Below are 20,572 nucleotides of genomic sequence, written 5' to 3'. Positions count from 1 at the left end.
TCTAAAAGCCTACTAAAATAATGAATTTTAACTTTTAATGAAAGTATTTAACACTTTGCAAAAGTTCGGTAGTGGGTGTTTTTATGTAATTGTTTACAAATTACAACACTTTTAAGAAAACAGCAATTAAATTCTTAAGGGTTCCATTTAATCAATGCTTTCTGTGTTTGTTTCAGATTTGTTTTGCTCTGATTCAGCCTTTTTCTCTTTTTTTCTCCTGATAAAGCGTAATAGATCAATCACATTGTCAAACTCCCTTTGGTAGAGTACGCCCAGTCCGGTTTTGTTGCGGTTTCTTTCATTGAAAATATCGTATTCACTTTTTCTGAAAGCTTTCATGCGCAGTCGATTGTCTTTAGTCAGCCCATATTGAATTTCAAAATCTCCGGTTACGTTGGTGGCATCATTGTTTTGTGAGTTGACAGTCTGATTTTCTTGACCGAAATCAAAATTTCCGCCAATATCTATAATCAGTCTGTTGTTTAAAAAGGATTTGGTCAGTGCAAGTTGCAATTCCCTGCGGTTTTGAAAATCTTCTTCATTGGAAATATCCCCACCTCCTCCATTGTTGCCCAATTCTGTCTGATAATTTCTGAAATTCACATCCAATTGTACTTCTGTAATAAATTGTGATATCCAATCGCTGAGATACAGGGACAATTGATTGGACAAAAATTCACTTACCGTATTATTTACGCCTTCTAAAACTGTATTATTGGTATTGCTGCCAAGCGGGTGAACTGGTACAAAGCGATTTAGTACCAGCAATGCTACTACCTGCTTGTTTAATTCATTGGGGTCTAGTTTTACCAATTGTAGCTTATTATCCAGGGTACTTTTAATGGCCTGATCGGCATCCGGCACTTTAATATCAAAATTGATTCGAGGATTATCAAGTGTTCCGCCTATAAGTAAGTACAGGTAGGTGGGCACCCTGCTTCTTGCAGCTGATTCTAAATCTGCATTGGCAACTACTGCATCTTCTATAAGATCATAGGGAGAAGTACGCAATTTATAAACTGCATTAATATCGAGTCGGGCATCAGTAGGGTCTCCCAACCAGGTAATTGAACTGCCACTTTCCATTTTAAATTTTTTGCTGATAAGGTTTTGCAGGCTGAAGAGATAATCGCCTTCTTCAATTATGTATTTTCCTGAAATATTTAACTCGTTGAAATTATCCAGGCTGATTTTTAATTTGCCATTGCCATTTCCCCTGATCACATCCCCTTCTTCATAATCAAGAATTAAGCTCAATTGGGTTGCTTCAGTAAATCTTAAATCCATATTTACAGAAATAGGCGAGCGTTTTACAATGAAATCTTTTTTCTTTTCATCGGCTTTCTCGTTGTCAGATTTTACAAAACGATAGAAATTGTACTGTTCTACTTCTTTTGATTCAGAAACGGAAACAGCAAGCTCACTATTTTTAAGTGTGGTGGCATTGATGTAGAAATCTATATTATTCAAATCTCCTGCAATCATCACGTAACCTTTTCCATATGCAGTTCCATAAAATGATTGATTATGGGAAGATTTGGTGTCTAAAAACTTTAGAGCTTCTGTATTGATATTAAAATCCAGGAAGAAATTTTTCAAATAATCGTGCCTGATTTTTCCTTCTCCCAGCGCAAGGTTGTTTTCATTGTCGAATACCTGGAAATCGCTGAAATTAATACGGTCATCCTTTAGCTCCGCAGTTAGTGTAGGTATGCTATACCGGGTATTGAGATAATTGACTTTTGCCGAAAGATTTTCAGCTTTTAGTTTGCCACTTAAAATTGGTTTTTGCGGAGAACCATAAATGAATATATTACCACTCATATTGCCTGTAGGACGTGTAACAACATCTTGAAAGAAGGGCGCTGTGTTGACGAGATTGAATTTCCGGACTCTAAATATCAGGTTAAGTTTGTCAGTAACATTACCGAGGTCGTAATGACCGGAAAGCAGAACATCGTTACCCTGCCCCAGTAAAGTGCCTTCAATATTCATTAAATCAGAGTTGTGTCCATAAACTATCCTTGAAGTCAATTCACCCATTGGATAATCATTGATTTCTAAATTCTTGACATCAAGAGATGAACGCAACTGCTGCTTGCCAAAAAGGTCTTCGACTTTGAAATTGCCTACAGCCATACCATTTATACTAAAATGGGTGAAATTTCTAAGGATATCTGATACTTCGCTCAAAGGAAATTGTTCTAATTCCACGTTTAAATTGACCAGACTGTCTTTTGTTGTTTGTGTATTAATTTTTAAGACATGGTCTTTATTACTGAGCTTTAGGTTTTCAATGTTTAGAAAATTTTTATTTAATGCAATAAGATTTGGTTCGCTGAATACCCAGGATTCATTGAGTAAAACAATTTCACTGTTTTTAAAACCACCGCGCAGACTTTTTAAATCGCTTTGAAAATAGCCATTAAGCTTCATGTAATTGGGATCTCCGGTTTTTTGTATGCCGGCATAAAAATGAATGCTGTCTTCTTTCATATCCGAATTGAACTCAATCCACTCGCTGACCAGACTGTCTTTATAAAAAACACTGTCAATTGTTGATCTGATTTGAAATTTATTGCCACTGCTGGTAGTTCTCAATTTGAAGTTTCTGATTTCAGATTGAAGCAAATGAATGTGCCTGATTTCAGAATTCATTATCAATGTATTGTTAAAACTGCTGAAACTGCCCTTCATTTCTCCGCTTTGAATACTTTCCAGTCCCGGCCAAAGTAGTTTTGTAAAGTTTTTACTGTCTTTAATGTCAATATCAAATGTAAAGAGCTGTTCCGATTGCTTGATAAAACTTTCGGCTTCTTCACTTTTGCTGTATTGTACAATGTAGAATCGTGCAAAATCACTCAGGGCTTTTGGTAGAGTCCTGAAGCTAAAATATCCGTTAAATGTTGCGTCAGCCAAATCTGAATTGATGCCGATATAACGGCTTTGTTCATCAATTTGCCTGGCATTTACTATTAAAGTATCCAATAGAAAGCTGTCATTCGAAGTAATGATTTTATTGTTGTACAAGCTTCCTGTACCACTGAAATTGTCAATGTCATCACCGACTAAATCTAAACGCATGTTTGAATTGAAAGTAAAAACTGAATCGGTGATGTTTAATGCCTGAAGATCTGCTTTGTGTACCAATGCTTTGAATGAAAGTTTTGGAACGGAGTCCATAAAATCTACCAGGCCATCAAATTCCAGGTTAAAATTAGGATCATCAGCAATGAGTTTTCCTTCAAACAATCGTCTTTGCAGACTACCATCTACATTGATTTCACTGTACTCATACCCCAATAATCCTAACTTTTCAATATCACCATTAAGGCGCGCATCCATATTGTCCAATTCCAGGCCTGTACCTTCAACTTGTGTAGTAAAACTTAACTTACCCAGCTGATCTTCTTGCCCCAGCCATTTTCCAAGATCAAAATCCGTAGCACTTAATTTTCCGGAATAGGAAGAGTTTACATCTTGCTCCTGTAATTTTACATTGATATCAGATTCTATCTTGCCGATTTCTGATACCAGTGTTCCTTCTGCCACAAAATCATTGGGGAAGCCAATAAATTTCCCGTAAAAATTAACCTTCCCCAAATTTTCCATATTCTTCAATACAGGATTGATGTGTGGATAGAAATCAAAGACTTCTTTAAAATTACCTGAGCTGCGGTTGATGTCAAGCCGAATAAATGTTTCTTTAAAATCCGGCAATCCTGTCATAGCTATTTCACCTTCAAAACGGCTGCTTCGGGCAAAATCAATTTTTAAATTTTTTCCTCTGAGTTTACTTACCGGCCCGGAAACACTACCAGTTAATGACACGGTGTTGTGTTCTATTTTGTTCAGCACTTTTGCAAAATAATTGATATCCTGAAGTGCTATTTTCGCATTTTGAAAACGGCCCTCCATTCTGACTTTGTTTACGTAATCATTAAAATCATTGATATTGTCGTAGCGCATAGCATAATAATCATTGATATGGCTATTCGGAGTACGCAGCTGCAATTGTTCAAAGACCATTTCATCTGGGGCTATTTTTGCTATAGCCTGAAGATTGTTAATTTGAAAACCGCTTTTTTCCCTGGCATTTAAATTGTCAATTTCAGTTTTAATTGAGTCACAATCAAAATAAGTGTTCTTAATATCCAAATTGATTCTGCTCACACTGATGTTATTGTAGTCAATTCCCTCTCCTTCATATGGATATCCGGTTTTTTGATAGTGGAATTCGGAATTGCTCAGCATAGTATGGTCGATTCTGATATCCCAGTTATCTGGATTCCAGGAAGTAGATGCAACAGTGCTTAGGTCCTTCTGAGCACTGTCCACCAGGCCAAATTTTTGATATTCTACGTAGGCTTTTTCTAATATTAGTGCATTGATGTGTACTTGTTTGTTGGGAAGGTCTATATTCTTGCTACTCACTGATGCCAAATTGCTATTGAGGAATAGCTTTTGTCTTTTTGCTGCATTGTATTGTGAAAACTTTAAATTGTTAATATAAAGTTGCTTGAGTTTGAAATCGGGTATTTCAGATTTTGCTTTTTTGGAGGAATTGTTTGTAATGCCAAGAAATTCATAGTTGTATTGTTCTGCTCCAGCTTTTTTATTGAAATTAATATACAATTGATCAATGCGGAGTTCTGAGAGATAATAGCGGTTTTTAAACGGGTTGATAAAATTGATACGGGTATTAATTTGCCCTGCATATAAAAGCGTATCACTTTCCTGGTCGAGGATCAATACATTGTGTAAAACCACTTTTGTGAAAAAGCGCAATTCTGCTTTCTCAATGCTTATTTCTGCTCCAAGCGATGCAGATAGAATCTGTGTAGCTTTTTGGGCAATAAAAGTTTGCACAGTGCTGCTATTGGCTACAAAGTACATTAGGTTGATTACTACGGCAATAAGCAGCAGTAATATCAGTGCTATTTTTTTAAATCGCTTCAAGAATCTTTATTCTGCTCTTCAACTTTTATTTTTGTTCAGCATTCAAAATTAATCATTAATTCAGCGCGGTACATGTCTGATATCCACATCCTTGCTATTGAATCTTCCTGTGACGACACTTCGGCTGCTGTTTTAAAGAACAATCGTGTGCTTTCAAATCTAATTGCCGATCAGTCTGTACATCAGTCTTTTGGTGGAGTAGTACCTGAGTTGGCTTCACGTGCACATATGCAAAACATTGTACCTGTTGTGCACGAGGCATTAAGCAAAGCAAATATTGTGCCCGAACAGCTCAATGCTATAGCATGTACACGTGGCCCGGGCTTAATTGGTTCACTAATGGTGGGGCTTTCTTTTGCCAAATCCATGGCCTGGTCTCTGGAAATCCCTTTTATTGAGGTGAATCATATGCAAGCGCATGTGTTGGCGCATTTTGCAGAAGCACCGGAGCCTGAATTTCCTTTTCTGTGTCTGACTGTAAGTGGAGGGCACACGCAAATAGTGCTTGTAAAAGCTCCTTTGGATATGGAAGTGGTGGGCACAACCATAGATGATGCGGCTGGTGAGGCTTTTGATAAAACTGCCAAAATGTTGGGTATTCCTTATCCAGGAGGCCCATTGATTGACAAATATGCCAAAGGGGGAAACCCAAAAGCCTTTGAATTTCCTCGACCCAAAGTAAAGGATTTGGATTTTAGCTTTAGTGGTCTTAAAACTGCCATACTTTACTTTTTGCAAAAGCAGGAAAAGAAGGATTCGGGTTTTGTTCAAAAAAACCTAAACGACATTTGTGCTTCTGTACAATACCGTATTGTAGATTATTTGCTCTACAAATTAAAAATGGCTGCTGAAAAATACAATATCAATCAAATTGCCATTGCTGGTGGTGTTTCGGCCAATAGCCATTTAAGAAGTGAATTAGAAAGGCTTGGGAATGAACAGGGCTGGCAGATTTTTATTCCAAAATTTGAATTCTGCACAGACAATGCTGCCATGATTGGCGTAACGGCCTATTTCAAATACCTGGAAAACGATTTTGCAGGATGGGATACTGGGCCTACTGCGCGGTATGGGCTTTAGTCCCGAACATTCTTTTAAACCCGGAATATGCATTAGGAAATCTATTGTAGCATGAAATCACTTCAAAATCAGACACTTCGTTGCAGTTTTCAATTTCACCATAGCGATGCTATGCTAAAATTTCCAAACAGCCTGATTTTATTGTGCTTTCAAGCTTCCTGCCCGACTAAAGTCATTCAGGCGGGCATGACAAAGTCCCCATGCACAATCCGGGTTAAAATTTTATTTTGCTTTCAATGCATAATCTGGATTGAGAGAAATTCAATCAGATTCAAAAAACGCATCGGAAAGCCAGCGGTTTGAAATTGGTTTTTTTTGACAGGATATATTTAGTGTTCAGAAAAATCAAGCACAGATATATCTACACAGATTTGCTAACTTTGAAATAAAAATACAATTATGGATTTTGGATCAATGTTTGGGAAAATTCAGGAAGCACAACAAAAAATGGAAGCTGTGAAAGCGCAGCTTAAAACCATTCATGTACAAGGCGATGCTGAAAACAAGCAAGTTGTAGCTACATTCAGTGCAGCAAAAGAAATGATCAATATTCAAATTGCCGATGAATTGATTCAAGAAGGCGACAGGGAGCAAATTGAAGACCTTGTGACCATTGCTGTAAATCGCGCACTTGAAAAAGCCGATGAAGTAGCGGAAGTGGAAACCAAAAAGGCCACCGATGGTCTATTGCCCAATATCCCGGGTTTAGGCCTATGAATGAACACATGTAATTTAATTTATTCACTATAAACCAATAGCTATGAACCGAAATTTACTCCTCGATACCTATAAAACTTTTTACAGTAAGAAAAAACGCAGGCCAAAATCCGTTCGTGAGTTTTGCACTTTCAGTAAAATTGAGCGCAAGGATTTCAAAAGCCATTACAAATCGCTTTTTGGAATTGAAAGGGACATTTGGGAATTGTTTGCATTGGAAAGTATTCAACGCATTAGTACTGCTCCTGAATATGAGCAATTTTCTGCTCAGGAAAAGCTGTTGGCATTTTACTACACATTTTTGGAGTTGGTTAAACAAGATGCAGATTTTGTGAAAATCAATTTGCAGCGTATGAGTAAAACTGCTTTCATATCAGATTATACCGATAAATTGCGCAAAGCATTTTGCCGCTTTGCTGAAAATATTTTAGAGGAAGCAGCCGAAACTGAAGAGATTAAAAATCGCCCTTTGATATTTGCCCAATATCCTAAATTTTTCTGGTTGCAGTTGTTAGCCATTTTAAATTACTGGAAAAAAGACAGCAGTCCCGATAATGAATTGACCGATGCGTTTATAGAAAAATCGGTACAATTGTCTTTCGATCTTGTCAGCAAAGGGCCTATTGATTCAGCATTTGATTTGGGTAAGTTTTTATTGTCTAATAGATAGAATACCTGATCTGAATAGGATAAGAATACTCCACTCTATCTATTGCTATAGATAACATAAGTTAATTAGAGAAAAACAAGGCAACAATAATCCTGTATTCTGGGTTGTAATAGAAATTGGCATTTTGAGAATGTTAATTGATTATTAAGCGCAAAACACTTTAAAATAAAATGAAAGAATACGATAAAATGCCTTCGGGCAGAATGGGAAGAACGGGCAAGTTTTTAAGAACCGGAGCTAAAGTAGGAGGGAATTACCTCAAACATTTTGCTAAAAAAGCCGTAGATCGAAAACTCGACAGAGAGGAGCTGGACAAACAAAATGCCAAAGATATTTTTGAATCGCTAACTGAATTGAAAGGCAGTGTATTGAAAATGGCGCAAATGATGAGCATGGACAACAGTGTTTTGCCCAAGGCATTTGCCAACCAATTTGCATTGGCACAGCACAGCGTACCTGCACTTTCTTACCCCTCTGTAGAAAACATTTTTAAAAAGCAGTTCGGGAAAAGCCCCTTTGAGATTTACGACACCTTTACCAAAGAAGCAGTAAATGCAGCTTCTATTGGGCAGGTACATCAGGCAACTTTAGACGGTAAAAAACTGGCAATAAAAATTCAGTATCCCGGAGTAAGAGACAGCATTCAGTCTGATATTAGAATGGCCAAGCCTTTTGCACTGAAAATAATGAAGGTTAAAGAAAAAGACATTGCCAAATACTTAGAGGAAATTACAGCCAAGCTAAATGAAGAAACAGATTATGAACTGGAGCTCGAACAGGGAGAAGCACTGAGAAATGATTGTGAAAGTTTGGAGCATATCTTTTTCCCGAAATATTACAGGGACTTGTCCGGCCCCAAAATTCTTACAATGGACTGGATAGAAGGCATTACGCTTGACCAGTTTATGCAAGAGGAAAAAGATCAGGAAAAAAGAAACCATATTGGTCAGCAATTGTGGAATTTCTATAATTTTCAGATCAATAAATTAAAACGGTTCCATGCCGATCCGCATCCGGGTAATTTTATTATAAATGAATCGGGACAAATCGGAGTGATAGATTTTGGCTGTATAAAAGAATTGAGCGATAAACACCACCGTTTGTTTTTGCGCCTGATGGATTTTGAAAATTCGCTTGAAGCAGAAGAACTGCAACAGTGGATGTTGGATATGGAAATCACCGAGGAACAAGACAGTACTGACGACAAGGCATTTTATACAGAAGTATTTATGGGTGCACAAGCGTTGATATCAAAACCTTTTAGAGCCGGACATTTTAATTTTGGAGACAAAGCATATTTGGAAGAGTTGACTGAATACGGGCAGCGTATGGCCAAAAACAAAAGATTGCGCGATTCGGGCAAACCCAGGGGTACCCAACACGCCATGTACCTGAACAGAACCTATTACGGACTTTTCAATATTTTACACCGGCTAAATGCTGAAATAGATGCAAGCTTTGAAATTGAACCTGTTTAGAAAGCAGCAATACAGATGCTGCACAATACACTGACCATTAACTCCCCACTTGCGTTTTATCCATTAGAAGTGATCAGGCGATAGAGTAAATACCGCCTGCATGTCTATTGTGATTTATTTCTATTGATTTTTCTGCATGATTTTTATCCAATAAGGGTGTTTATTTATAATTTCTTTTGCATTTCATTAGTAAAATGCCTGTAATTTTTCGAACTTACTACAATGTTTTTAGGGATAATCAATTTTTTACTTTCAACTAATTAAGTTTATATTATTGGTTATTATTCTTGAGAATTAACACCTAACCAATGTGTCGTAAAAATGGCTGTTCAAAATAAATCATTAAAAGATAAAATTGCTGATTTAGAACTGGAAAATAAGCAGTTGAAAGAAGCACTCGCAAATCAAGTTGACAGTTTTGCCAGGCAAAGTAGTAAAGTTACTTTTGAAAACAGGCAATTGCTCAATGTCACCAACAATACATCAGACTTAGTACTTATTACAGATGGAAAAGGTAAGCTCAATTATGCCAATGAAGCCTTTAAATCCTTTACCGGAATAAAAAATCAGGTAGCACTGGAGCGACCAGAGCTCATGAAGTTTTTTGCACCGGAAAGTTTGGATACAATTCTCAGTGAAACGGTACCAGCCCTGTTTAAGAAAAACAAATGGTCAGGAGAAGTAAATATTACAAGCAAAGATCAACGCGTAGTTCCCTTTTCACTGATGTTGTGGACACAAAAAGACAATAAAGGAAATTTCGAGTTTTTTGCCTGTATTGCACGGGATATTACAGATCAGAAATCCAAGCAAAGAGAAATGGCCATTCTGGCACGTATTCCTGATGAAAACCCATTTCCGGTAATGCGTATTTCTGGCGAAGGAGTACTGGAATATGCCAATAAAGCCAGTAGTAAGCTTTTGCAAAAATGGGAGGTTAAACAAGGAGAAATGATGCCTGACCTCTGGAAGAGAATTATCCGCAAAAACTTGCAGGATGAGAAAAATAAAGAATTTGAACTTACGGCAGGGAACAGAATATTTGAACTGCTACTTTCTCCTATTCAAGAATACAATTATGTGAATATTTTTGGTAATGATATTACTACCAAAAAACTTTCCGGCATTGAGCTAAAATCAAGCGAAAGAAGATACAGAGCGGTAGTTGATGACCAAACTGAGTTTATTTCAAGATTTTTGCCTAATGGTACTATTACTTTTGCAAATAAGGCTTATTGCGAATATTTTGGCCTGGATAGAAAAATGATAATTGGCAAAAACCTGTTTGGTAATATTCCCCGCAATGAGTTAATTGAATTTAAAAAAAGGCTGTCGCAACTAACATTTGAAAACCCAGTAGTAACATATGACGAGCGCATTAAAATGCGTGATGGCAGTTTCCGTTGGCAACTATGGACAGATCGGGCCATTTATGATGAAAACGGAAAATTTATTGAGTATCAATCTGTAGGTCAGGATATTACTAAAGTGAAATTGGCCGAAGAGGCCATCAGTCAACAGCAACAATACCTCAGAGATATTATTGACGCAAACCCCAATGCCATTTATGTCAGAGATTCTGAAGGAGTGATTCAGATGATCAACAAAGCATGTAGTAAACTTTTCCCGGGGACTGTTAAAAAAATTATAAATAAGAATCCCGAAAAAGAAAGCTGGTCAAAAAAAGAGGCTTATGTGCAACTTTTTAATTATGACTTGCAAACATTGAATACGGGTTTGATTCAGGTATTGCCTGAATTAAAGGTTGGTACTTCCGACAATATCAGATGGTTCCAAACTATTAAAACACCAATAAAATCCCCTGATGGCAGTGAGATTCAGGTTTTAAGTGTGTCTACAGAAATCACAGACAGGAAATTAACAGAGGAAGAATTGAAATTTCAGTTAGACCTAAAAGAAATGATTGCGACTCTCTCTGCACAATTCATTAATTTACATTGGACTGAAATAGATAGGGTTCTAGAAGAATCGCTGGCCATTGTCGGCAAATTCATTAAGGTAGATCGCACCATTATTACTACAGTAGAAAATGATGAAATTAAGATCTCAAAATACTGGACGCATAGCAATCCAGAAGAATGGGAAAAGGTAAAACAGGAGTTTGAAAAACTGAAACCCACGGATATGAACTGGATACTAAAACCTGTCACTGAATATGGATATTTTTTACTGAAGGATGCAGAAGCCATATATAAAAAGAAGCCGAAAAATTACGAACTCTTACAACAGGCAAATATCAAATCATTGTTGATATTGCCCATGTTCTCGAAAGGTAAACCTGTAGCCTATTTTTCTTTGGAAAATACAAGAAAAGCAAAACAATGGAATCCCGATACCATTGCGTTGTTCAGGATTTTAACCCAGGTTTTTTCCAATGCAATGGAAAGGAGAAATGCAGAGCAAAAGCTCAGTAAAAGGATGGAGCTGGAAAAGATTATTACGCATCTCTCTTCTAAATTTATAAATATTGATTCAACCCGAACCAATGCAGAAATCAAGAAATCCTTACAACATGTTGGTGAATTTCTGAATGTAGACCAGGCATTTGTTATACTCAAAAATCAAGAAGGTAAATCATTTAATTTAAGCCATCACTGGTCTGTAAAACATGAAAATATTAGCAGTCAGTACTTGAAAAATATCCCATCTAAAAATCATGTTTGGGAATTTAAGCAACTCAGAGGTCAAAATGTTCTGGCTATAAACAAAGTTTCAGAACTTCCGCCTATGGCTTCAGATCTACGGGCAATTATGAGCCTGCTAAATATTACCTCATTACTGGTAGTTCCAATTTCTTATGAGGATAAGTTTTATGGAGCACTCGGTTTTACATCTGAAAAATCACAATTGTATTGGAGTGAAGATGTTTTATCACTTTTGAAAATACTAGGACAGGTATTTGCTAATGCGCTGGAGCGCAAAAAAGTAGAAGAATCGTTAATTGAGCAAGAAGAAATATACAGAACACTGGCCAAGAACATCCCGAACTCTTCAGTGTTTTTGTATGATAAAAATCTACGTTTCAAACTTTCAGAAGGTGATGGACTAGCAAGTGCAGGCCTGAGCAGAGAAAAAATTGAAGGAAAAACCCTTAGAAAAGTACTGGCCAAAGAACTTGCCGATATTTTTGAACCTTATTGTAAAAATGCATTGATAGGAAAAGAATCTACCCTGGAGAAAAAAATAGGGCAAACTTATTTTTTAATGCATTTTCTTCCTGTAAGGAATCAGAATGGCCATATATATATGGGAATGGTCGTAGCCATTGACATTACCAATCTGAAAGAAATTCAAAAAGAACTCGAAACACAAACCGATGAACTAAGACGCTCCAATGAAGACCTGGAACAATTTGCATATGCTGCCTCGCATGATTTGCAAGAACCCCTGCGTATGGTAAGCAGCTATGTGCATTTAATCAAAAGGAGATTGGGAAATTCAATAAACGGGGAAATTCACGAGTTTATGGATTTTGCAACAGATGGAGCTGCTCGTATGCAAGATTTAGTAAATGATCTTTTAGAATACTCAAGAGTTGATAGAGCAGGCAGGGATTTTGAAATGATTGATCTACATGAGCTATTGCAAGTACAGGAAACGATGCTGCAAAACTCTATTAAAAATGCCAATGCCACAATTGAATATGGCAAAATGCCAAAAGTAAAAGGAGATAAATCACAATTGCACAGTCTCTTTCAAAATTTAATTGAAAATGCCATAAAGTTTCGTGGAGACAGTCCACCTGTTGTAGAAATTGGTTATAAAGAATACAAAGACCGCTACAATATTTGGGTAAAAGACAATGGAATTGGTATAGATGATAGATTTTCAGAACGTATTTTTGTAATTTTCCAGCGTTTAAATAATAGAGCAAATTATTCGGGGACAGGCATAGGGCTTGCTATTTGCAAGAAGATTGTAGAAAGGCACGGAGGAAAAATATGGGTGAAATCTAAAGCCGGAAAGGGTTCTGCTTTTTATTTCAACCTTAAAAAATAGTTTATGGTACAAAAAGTAAACAAGAAGCAAATAAAAATACTGCTGGTAGAAGACAACCCCGGAGATATACGGCTCACACAGGAAGTATTCAAAGACAGTGCTTTTGATGTATCAATCGAAGTTTGCTATGATGGAGAAGAAGCATTATTATATCTAAAAGATAAATCTACAGCAGATAAAGAAGCGTATTTGCCGGATATAATTATTCTCGACTTGAATTTACCTAAGAAAAATGGCTTGGAGTTGTTAAAGGATATTAAAAATAATTCAGACATGGTTCATCTTCCTGTTATTATGTTAACTTCATCAGAGGCTCAAAATGATATTTTGTCGGTCTATCGCGAAAGAGCCAATTGTTATCTTACAAAGCCGGTAGATTATGATGAATTTTGTAGAGCAATTAATATGATTGAAAATTTTTGGTTTGATATTGCCAGTTTGCCCAAGTCAAAAAATTTAGGATAGTATGGAGAAAAATTTAAAAATATTGCTGGTAGAAGACAATCCCGGTGATGCGTTTTTGGTGAAGTTTTACCTGGAAGAATCTATTTTTAAAACAGCAGAGTTTATTCATGCCGAATACCTAAATACAGCACTTGACATTTTATCCAAAAATAAAATTGATGTAGTCCTGCTCGATTTGAATTTGCCCGACAGCAAAGGCGTGGAAACCGTGCAGCAGATTCTGGAAAATGGAGGTGAATCAGTGGTGATTGTTCTGACAGGACTGTCAGATAATGAATTAGGAGTACAAACGGTCAAGCTTGGTGCGCAGGATTTTCTTGTAAAAGGTCAGTTTGACGGAAAAGTACTTACTTCATCTATACGCTATGCGTTTGAACGTGCTCAACTCAAACAAAGAGTCCGTGAATTGGATGAAAACTCCATGCAATTTCACGAAACCCAGGAAATAGCTGAACTGGGTTATTGGAAATTGGACCTGCAAAGTAAAGAATTGTGGATGACGTCTTATTTGAAGGAATTGCTTGGCCTGAAGGTACAACGCAACTATGCATTGAAAAATCTTCAAAATTTGCTTGATAAAGCTTCATCTGAAAAATTGGGAACATCAATAGAAGAAGCAATTGAAAAGAAAAAAGACTTTAGTCTTTCAATAAAACTCAAGGACCAGGAAAAACCGGCATTTCTAATAAAAGCAAGATACAAAACTGAAAATGATACTTTGGTAGGAATTATCCAGAAAGTATAGCTTTAAACTATGATAATATAAAAAATATAGATAAATACTATAAGATGTTTTTTGTAAATTTGAACAAAATAAAAACGATAAACTATGAAAAATTTAATAGGACTGGACAAAGGAAATGCTGAAAAACTTGCCAATGAGCTGAATTTGCTTTTGGCTAATTATCAATTGTATTATCAGAATTTAAGAGGCTTTCACTGGAATATAAAAGGCGATCAGTTTTTTGAATTGCATGCAAAATTTGAAGAGCTATATACAGATGCCCAAACCTCAATTGATGAAATTGCTGAGCGAATATTGACACTTGGCGTTACGCCATTGCACACTTTCAGTTCTTATTTGAAAGTGACTAAAATTGAAGAGCAAAAAGACCTTTCAGATGGAAAATCTACCGTGAATGCCACACTTGAAGCTTTGCAGACAATCATAGCGCAGGAAAGGGAAATCATGGAGCTCGCTTCAAAAACCAATGATGAAGGTACAGCCACATTGATCAGTGACTATATTACCAAACAGGAAAAAGTAGTTTGGATGTTGGGTGCTTATTTGAAGTAGATCTCTAATTACTCGATAATCGAGATTTAAACCTGCCCGACTAAGCAGGCGGGTGCTCCGAGGCTTGCCTCGTAATCAAAAGTATTTTTTCCAAATAAATGCCTCGTGGGCTTGCCCCGAGGTTGTTTACTGACAGCGAAGCGCATTTTTCAAGGCTTCGGCCTTTAGCAGACATTCCTCATATTCTTTTTCGGGAATGGCATCATAGGTGATGGCACTGCCTGCCTGGAAAGAGGCTGTTTTTGTATTTCGATTATAAACAATACTTCTGATCACTACGCTGAGATCAAAATCCCCATTTTTATCAAAATAACCCAGGGCACCGGAGTACCAGCCTCTTTTGCTTTCCTCGTATTTTTCTATCAATTCCATAGCTTTGAGCTTTGGCGCACCCGTCATCGATCCCATTGGAAAGGCCCTCAAAAGGGCATCAATGGATTTGTTATCATTTTCTAATTCTGCAGATACGGTTGAGATCATTTGATGCACATGTGGAAAACTGTAAATGCCAAACAATTCCTCTACTCTGATAGAGCCTGTCTTTGCAAAAGGTGTAAGGTCATTTCTCACCAGGTCAACGATCATTACATTTTCTGCCTGTTCTTTCGGGTCATTTAAGAGTTCTTTTGCCAGCATTTTATCTTCTTCTGGGTCTGCTGAGCGTTTGCGCGTACCTTTTATAGGCTGCGATAAAAGCTTATTTCCCTTTTTTTGTAAAAAGCGTTCCGGGCTTGCTGATATGAGGTAATGTGCATTCCATTTAAACAGGGCAGAAAAAGGACTTGCAGAACTCTTGTTCAGTGCATCATAAGTGGCAATTGGATTCAGTGAAATTTCCTTGGCAAAAAATTCCATACAAAAATTCACTTCATAAATATCACCCTGTTTGATGTGCTTTTGAAGGCTGCGTATTTTTTCCAGGTAATCCTCCCTTGTGATTTTCGAAGTGATTTTTCCATTGTACTTATCTGAAGTGGGGATTTCTATTTTTTGAATCGTATTGTAAACAGCATCTGCATTTTCAGAATCTGAGCTTATGGAAATTTCTTTCTGGTTGAATTCCAGCAGAATTGCTGGGGTGAAAAACACAGCTGCCGGTGCTTTTATCCGGTCAGGGTTTTGAGAGGAAAGACTTGTTTCTATTGCATCTTTTAATTCGTAAGAGAAAATGCAAAACAATTCATTTTTATTGTTTCTAAGTCGTTCTTTTAGCTCAGACATATCTTTTTGTCCGTATGGAATTTCTATTTTTGAAATTGCACCAATGGCCAGTTTTATTGGGAAAGCCTGGTAGAGTCCGCTCTGGTAATCATTGCCATTGAGCAGGCAAAAGCATTCAAATTGATCGCCATAAAAAAGGGCTTTTTTAAAGAAGCGCTCAAAAGAAGCTTCCGAATCAAAAGAATAGGACTCAGGCATAAATGGCGCTTGACTTTGAGATCAGCGCTTCTCTTTCCGGGCCATTGGAAATTAATGTAATAGGCACATTCAGGTATTTTTCCAGGAAGAGAATGTATTGCTTTAATGTTTGTGGAAGTGTTTCAAAATTTTGGGCACCTGAAATTTCAGTATCCCATCCCTCAAAACGCTGATAGACCACTTCAATATCTATATTATCAAGATCAAAAGGTAGTTCCTGTGTTTCCTTGCCATCGTATCGATAGGCAGTTCCTGCTTTTATACTTTTAAAGCTATTGAGCACATCAATTTTAGTTAGAATAAGTTGTGTGAGCCCATTGAGCATAATGCAATATTTAAGGGCAGGCAGGTCAATCCACCCGCATCTTCTCGGGCGGCCTGTGGTGGCACCAAATTCATTGCCGACTTTTCTCAGTTTTTCACCGTCATCATCAAACAATTCAGAGGGAAAAGGGCCAGAACCAACTCTGGTGCAATAAGCCTTTGAGATACCATATATTTCGCCAATTTTATTGGGCGCAATTCCAAGTCCTTTACAGGCAGAAGCACTGATGGTGTTGGAAGATGTCACGAAAGGGTAGGTTCCGAAATCAATATCCAACATAGAGCCCTGTGCACCTTCTGCGAGAATGCGTTTGTTTTTCTCCAGTGCATTATTCAGGTAATATTCTACATTAATCAGTTGTAGTTTTCTGAGCAACTCAATACCGGTTTCCCATTCTTGCTCTGCTTGCGCAAGATCAAAATCAAAATCGTAATTGCCCAATAGATCGAGGTGCTTATTTTTAAGTGCCTGGTATTTTTCATCGAAATTGCTGCTCAGTAAATCGCCAACGCGAAGCCCATTTCTACCGGTTTTGTCCATATAGGTAGGGCCAATTCCCCTCAGTGTAGAACCTATTTTTGACTGTCCTTTTTTGTGTTCCGAAGCGGCATCCAGCACTTTGTGTGTAGGTAGTATCAGGTGGGCTTTTTGGGAAACCAGCAGGTTTTTGCTGATATCAACGCCCACAGAATTTAGGTTATCCACTTCTTTTTTTAAAGTGAAAGGGTCAATGACTACTCCATTTCCGATTACATTGGTCACATTTTTTTGAAATGCACCAGATGGGATGGTGTGCAATACAAAACTTTTACCGTTGATTTTTAAAGTATGTCCTGCATTGGGACCGCCCTGAAATCGGGCTACAATATCATAATTGCTGGCAAGGTAGTCTACAATTTTGCCCTTGCCTTCGTCTCCCCATTGCAGTCCTAATAATATATCTACTTGCATCTGTTTAAAAGCGGGCTTATGAATTAAATTTTTCCAATCCTTCTTCTAAGGAATCTGCGGTATTGAAAATTGAATTGAGTTTGGTGATGACCAACAAATTGCTGACTTGCTCTGGCATATTGGCAAGAATTACATCCCCACCGGCTTTTCGGGCTTTGGTAAGGCAAGTTAAAAGCATGCCCAATCCGGAGCTGTTTATGAATTTCAGTTCGCTCATTTCCATAACAAAATTGACTTGTTCATTCTGAATGAGCTCTGTTACTTTTTGGAGGATATCTCTTGATTGTACATCTGCCAAAAGGCTGCCTTCCATGGTGATAATGCTGGCATTGTCTCTTGATTCTATGCTGTATTCCATATGTCCGTATTTTGATGGTAAATATACTGAAACTATTTTAGCCCATCCAAGTTCATTGATGCTTATGAATTGTCTTTTTTACTTTCTTCTGTTGTAGTTGCGTAAAAATTAAGGGAATGATTGTGAATTTTAATATTGTAGACTTCTTCGAGTGTAGCTTTGATATTTTCAATACGCGGGTCGCAAAACTCGAGTACTTGTCCTTTGTCGGTGAGAATGATATGATCGTGCTGTCCGTACCCATAGGATTTTTCGTACTGGGCAGAGTTGTCGCCAAATTGATGTTTGGTGACTAAATTGCTGGCCACAAGCAGTTCCAGGGTATTGTAAACTGTTGCACGGCTAACATTGTAATTTTTGTTTTTCATTTGAATATATAGCGTCTCGGCATCAAAATGATCGCTGCGCATATATATTTCTTCTAAAATTGTAAAGCGCTCAGGAGTTTTCCTCTGTTTGTTTTTTTCCAAATAATTGGAAAAAATGCTTTTGATTTCTGCAAAGCGCTCTTTTTGATTTTTTATCAAAGCCATATCTAATTATACAATAAAATTTTAAAATCTCCTAACATTGAAGAGTAGGTGTAAATTTTCAATGATCACAATCTGTTAACCGATAGAATTCCATCTACACTTTTAAGTTTATTAATAAGTTGGTCCAGTTCTTCTGTATTGTTAACATAAACTTTTATCAATCCTTCAAAGATACCGTCTTTTCCGTCAATTGAAAGGCTTTGCATATTGAGTTTAAGCTCTCCGGAAATAATTGTAGTAATCTTGTTCATAATGCCTACATCATCCAATCCGCTGACTTTTACTTCTGTCAAAAATGCAATGCCGTGTTGTTTGGTCCATTTGGTTTTTACGATACGATAACCGTAATTGGACATCAATTGTACGGCATTGGGGCAACTTGTTTTATGGATTTTAATGCCTTCATTGACAGTAATAAATCCAAAAACATCATCTCCAGGAATTGGGTTGCAGCAAGGTGCAAATTTGTGATCAATATTATCGGCAGATTCATCAAAAATGAGTAGTTCTGCATTTTTTTGCAGTTTGTTTCGAATACTGTCTTCTACACTTTCTTCTTTTTCTTCTAAAACAATTTCATCATTTTTCTTCTGGTCAATGATTTGATCTTTTACAATTTTCACATTGTTGAGTTTGCTTAGATCAACTTTTTGTTGCGCAATATTGTAAAACAGATCAAGGCTGGTTTTATAGCTGTAAAAAGAGGTGATTTCGTGCACCAGTGTTTCCGACCAGGGTGCTTTCAGTCCTTTGAGTTTTCTTTTGAGTATTTCTTTTCCATCTTCTGCAATTGCTCTTTTTTCATCTTTAAGCGAAGATTTTATTTTGGCTTTAGCCTTACCTGTGACAACAAGGTTGAGCCAGTCTTCAGTAGGTTTTTGTTTCCTGGATGTTATAATTTCTACCTGGTCGCCATTTCTGAGTTTATAGCTCAGCGGTACAAGTTTGTGATTTACTTTTGCTCCGATACATTTTGCTCCAATATCTGTATGAATATCAAAAGCAAAATCTAAGCTTGTGGCACCTTTAGGTAGAATTCGCAATTGGCCTTTAGGCGTGAAAACATATATTTCGTCAGAAAACAGGTTGAGTTTAAAATCATTCACAAAATCAAGGGCACTGGATTCTGGATTTTGAAGCAATTCACGAATACGGGTAAGCCAGTCATCCAGCATATTGTCTGCTGAATCTTCTTTGTATTTCCAGTGTGCTGCATAACCCTTTTCAGCAATTTCATCCATACGTTCTGTTCGAATCTGTACTTCTACCCATTTTCCCTTAGGCCCCATTACAGTGATGTGCAATGCCTCATAACCATTTGCTTTGGGTGTGGATACCCAATCTCTTAATCTTCCCGGGTTTGGACGATAGGTATCAGTTACCAAAGAATAAACCCTCCAGCATTCGGATTTTTCTTTTTCTGGTAGAACGTCAATTATTATTCTTACAGCAAACAAGTCATAAACCTCCTCAAATTCTACGCCCTTCTTTTTCATCTTTGACCATATGGAATGGATGGACTTGGGTCTGCCAACAATATCGAATTTTAAACCTGAATCCTGTAAGCGGGCTTTAAGTGGTTTAATAAATTCATTTATATAGCGGCTTCTTTCTCTCTTTGTCTCGTTTAGTTTTTTTGCAATCATTTTATAGACCTCGGCTTCGGTGTATTTCATTGAGAGGTCTTCCAACTCCGATTTAATGGCATACAACCCCAGCCTGTGTGCAAGCGGAGCATACAAGAATGCTGTTTCAGAGGCGATTTTCAATTGCTTGTGCCGGGGCATACTTCCCATCGTGCGCATATTGTGTGTTCGATCAGCTATTTTTATCAATATCACGCGCACATCATCGGTAAGGGTTAGTAGCAATTTCCTGAAATTTTCTGCCTGTGCAGAAGTTTGCAGATCAAATACTCCTGATATTTTAGTAAGCCCATCAATGATTTTGGCCACATTTGAGCCGAAATCTCTTTGTATGTCTTCCAGGGTGAGCTCTGTGTCCTCTACTACATCGTGCAATAATGCGCATACTACAGAAATTGGCCCTAAGCCTATTTCATCTGCGGTGATCTGTGCAACAGCCAAAGGATGCATAATATAAGGCTCCCCTGATTTTCTGCGCATTTCTTTGTGCGCCTCCATTGCAGTTTCAAAAGCCTGGCGAATGAGTTGCTTGTCGCCTTTCTGCAATTGCGGTTTAATTACACGCAGAAGCTGCCTGTATTGCTTTAGGATTTCTTTATTTTCCTGCTGTCGCTCTATAGTAGATAGTTCGGTCATGTTATTAGCCTTCTTGCA

The 20,572-nt window shown here is 37.4% G+C and carries 14 protein-coding genes; 8 read left to right on the top strand and 6 right to left on the bottom strand.

Annotated elements, in window-relative coordinates:
• Nucleotides 1-147 precede the first annotated feature (147 nt).
• Nucleotides 148-4,959 carry a translocation/assembly module TamB domain-containing protein gene (locus tag WD048_08575; protein ID MEX0812258.1) on the bottom strand — a complete coding sequence of 1,604 codons (4,812 nt, stop codon included), beginning with the start codon at nt 4,957-4,959 and terminating at the stop codon, nt 148-150.
• Between the two features lie 72 nt (nt 4,960-5,031).
• On the opposite strand from WD048_08575, the gene tsaD reads away from it, so the two are divergent.
• From tsaD to WD048_08535, 8 genes are all read left to right on the top strand, one after another.
• A complete protein-coding gene (tsaD, locus tag WD048_08570; protein MEX0812257.1) occupies nt 5,032-6,039 on the top strand; it encodes a tRNA (adenosine(37)-N6)-threonylcarbamoyltransferase complex transferase subunit TsaD in 1,008 nt (335 codons plus the stop codon).
• A gap of 399 nt (nt 6,040-6,438) precedes the next feature.
• Nucleotides 6,439-6,756, top strand: a complete 318-nt coding sequence (locus WD048_08565; protein ID MEX0812256.1) for a YbaB/EbfC family nucleoid-associated protein — start codon at nt 6,439-6,441, stop codon at nt 6,754-6,756.
• 43 nt (nt 6,757-6,799) lie between these two features.
• Nucleotides 6,800-7,426 carry a TetR family transcriptional regulator C-terminal domain-containing protein gene (locus WD048_08560; GenBank protein MEX0812255.1) on the top strand — a complete coding sequence of 209 codons (627 nt, stop codon included), beginning with the start codon at nt 6,800-6,802 and terminating at the stop codon, nt 7,424-7,426.
• Nucleotides 7,427-7,596: 170 nt separating this feature from the next.
• Entirely contained in the window at nt 7,597-8,904 is a 1,308-nt protein-coding gene (locus WD048_08555) for an AarF/UbiB family protein (protein ID MEX0812254.1), read from the top strand.
• Nucleotides 8,905-9,225: 321 nt separating this feature from the next.
• Entirely contained in the window at nt 9,226-12,924 is a 3,699-nt protein-coding gene (locus tag WD048_08550) for a PAS domain S-box protein (protein ID MEX0812253.1), read from the top strand.
• Nucleotides 12,925-12,927: 3 nt separating this feature from the next.
• The gene (locus WD048_08545; GenBank protein MEX0812252.1) at nt 12,928-13,389 is read left to right on the top strand and encodes a response regulator; all 462 of its coding nucleotides are present in this window, start codon (nt 12,928-12,930) and stop codon (nt 13,387-13,389) included.
• A gap of 1 nt (nt 13,390) precedes the next feature.
• Entirely contained in the window at nt 13,391-14,134 is a 744-nt protein-coding gene (locus WD048_08540; protein ID MEX0812251.1) for a response regulator, read from the top strand.
• A gap of 84 nt (nt 14,135-14,218) precedes the next feature.
• On the top strand, nt 14,219-14,686 hold the full coding sequence (locus WD048_08535) for a DNA starvation/stationary phase protection protein (GenBank protein MEX0812250.1): 468 nt from the start codon (nt 14,219-14,221) through the stop codon (nt 14,684-14,686).
• 126 nt (nt 14,687-14,812) lie between these two features.
• Here the strand turns inward: WD048_08535 and WD048_08530 are convergent, their stop codons facing one another.
• The 5 genes from WD048_08530 to WD048_08510 all read right to left on the bottom strand — a co-directional run bounded on the left by WD048_08530 (nt 14,813) and on the right by WD048_08510 (nt 20,554).
• Nucleotides 14,813-16,105 carry an anthranilate synthase component I family protein gene (locus WD048_08530; GenBank protein MEX0812249.1) on the bottom strand — a complete coding sequence of 431 codons (1,293 nt, stop codon included), beginning with the start codon at nt 16,103-16,105 and terminating at the stop codon, nt 14,813-14,815.
• Entirely contained in the window at nt 16,098-17,381 is a 1,284-nt protein-coding gene (locus tag WD048_08525; protein ID MEX0812248.1) for an adenylosuccinate synthase, read from the bottom strand. Before WD048_08525 ends, WD048_08530 begins: the two co-directional genes overlap by 8 nt.
• A gap of 16 nt (nt 17,382-17,397) precedes the next feature.
• Nucleotides 17,398-17,739 carry an STAS domain-containing protein gene (locus WD048_08520; GenBank protein MEX0812247.1) on the bottom strand — a complete coding sequence of 114 codons (342 nt, stop codon included), beginning with the start codon at nt 17,737-17,739 and terminating at the stop codon, nt 17,398-17,400.
• Nucleotides 17,740-17,801: 62 nt separating this feature from the next.
• Nucleotides 17,802-18,272, bottom strand: a complete 471-nt coding sequence (locus WD048_08515; GenBank protein ID MEX0812246.1) for a transcriptional repressor — start codon at nt 18,270-18,272, stop codon at nt 17,802-17,804.
• A 65-nt stretch (nt 18,273-18,337) separates the two neighbouring features.
• Complete coding sequence (locus WD048_08510) at nt 18,338-20,554, bottom strand: bifunctional (p)ppGpp synthetase/guanosine-3',5'-bis(diphosphate) 3'-pyrophosphohydrolase (protein ID MEX0812245.1); 2,217 nt, start codon at nt 20,552-20,554, stop codon at nt 18,338-18,340.
• Nucleotides 20,555-20,572 lie beyond the last annotated feature (18 nt).

The sequence above is a fragment of the Chitinophagales bacterium genome (genome assembly GCA_040877935.1).
Lineage (GTDB): Bacteria > Bacteroidota > Bacteroidia > Chitinophagales > CAIOSU01 > JBBDNB01.
Note: the sequence above shows the minus strand (reverse complement) of the source record. Positions and strands in the feature narration are given on the sequence as shown.

Coding starts and splice junctions, on each gene's coding strand:
- WD048_08545 (MEX0812252.1), top strand. CDS start 12,928: ATGGTACAAAAAGTAAACAAGAAGCAAATAAAAATACTGCTGGTAGAA.
- WD048_08565 (MEX0812256.1), top strand. CDS start 6,439: ATGGATTTTGGATCAATGTTTGGGAAAATTCAGGAAGCACAACAAAAA.
- WD048_08535 (MEX0812250.1), top strand. CDS start 14,219: ATGAAAAATTTAATAGGACTGGACAAAGGAAATGCTGAAAAACTTGCC.
- WD048_08530 (MEX0812249.1), bottom strand. CDS start 16,105: ATGCCTGAGTCCTATTCTTTTGATTCGGAAGCTTCTTTTGAGCGCTTC.
- WD048_08520 (MEX0812247.1), bottom strand. CDS start 17,739: ATGGAATACAGCATAGAATCAAGAGACAATGCCAGCATTATCACCATG.
- tsaD (MEX0812257.1), top strand. CDS start 5,032: ATGTCTGATATCCACATCCTTGCTATTGAATCTTCCTGTGACGACACT.
- WD048_08515 (MEX0812246.1), bottom strand. CDS start 18,272: ATGGCTTTGATAAAAAATCAAAAAGAGCGCTTTGCAGAAATCAAAAGC.
- WD048_08525 (MEX0812248.1), bottom strand. CDS start 17,381: ATGCAAGTAGATATATTATTAGGACTGCAATGGGGAGACGAAGGCAAG.
- WD048_08560 (MEX0812255.1), top strand. CDS start 6,800: ATGAACCGAAATTTACTCCTCGATACCTATAAAACTTTTTACAGTAAG.
- WD048_08550 (MEX0812253.1), top strand. CDS start 9,226: ATGGCTGTTCAAAATAAATCATTAAAAGATAAAATTGCTGATTTAGAA.
- WD048_08540 (MEX0812251.1), top strand. CDS start 13,391: ATGGAGAAAAATTTAAAAATATTGCTGGTAGAAGACAATCCCGGTGAT.
- WD048_08510 (MEX0812245.1), bottom strand. CDS start 20,554: ATGACCGAACTATCTACTATAGAGCGACAGCAGGAAAATAAAGAAATC.
- WD048_08555 (MEX0812254.1), top strand. CDS start 7,597: ATGAAAGAATACGATAAAATGCCTTCGGGCAGAATGGGAAGAACGGGC.